This is a genomic window from Neobacillus niacini (genome assembly GCF_023715415.1).
Lineage (GTDB): Bacteria > Bacillota > Bacilli > Bacillales > Cytobacillaceae > Neobacillus > Neobacillus niacini_C.
This window is the reverse complement of sequence record NZ_JAMBOB010000077.1, coordinates 1-374: the sequence shown is the minus strand read 5'-3', so window position 1 is coordinate 374 and position 374 is coordinate 1. Positions and strand designations below refer to the sequence as shown.

Annotated in this window: 1 rRNA gene; it reads left to right on the top strand. The window is 45.7% G+C overall.

Annotated elements, in window-relative coordinates:
• Window positions 1-234, top strand: a 16S ribosomal RNA gene (locus M3189_RS26635); the annotation flags it as partial.
• Window positions 235-374: the final 140 nt, after the last annotated feature.

The following is a 374-nucleotide window of genomic DNA, read 5'->3' as shown; positions in this document are numbered from 1 at the left end:
TCAGCATGCCGCGGTGAATACGTTCCCGGGCCTTGTACACACCGCCCGTCACACCACGAGAGTTTGTAACACCCGAAGTCGGTGGGGTAACCTGGGACAAAACTTAACCTCTTATTGTAATTATAGGAAGTTAAGTTTTGTCCTAGGAGCCAGCCGCCTAAGGTGGGACAGATGATTGGGGTGAAGTCGTAACAAGGTAGCCGTATCGGAAGGTGCGGCTGGATCACCTCCTTTCTAAGGATAATGCAGTCCTTAACGGACTGATAAAAAGTTGACTGTTACTTGTTTGTTTAGTTTTGAGAGTGCAATTTCTCTCGAAACATTCGTTCCTTGAAAACTAGATAATCGTAAGAAGAAGTCAAAGTAAAACCGAG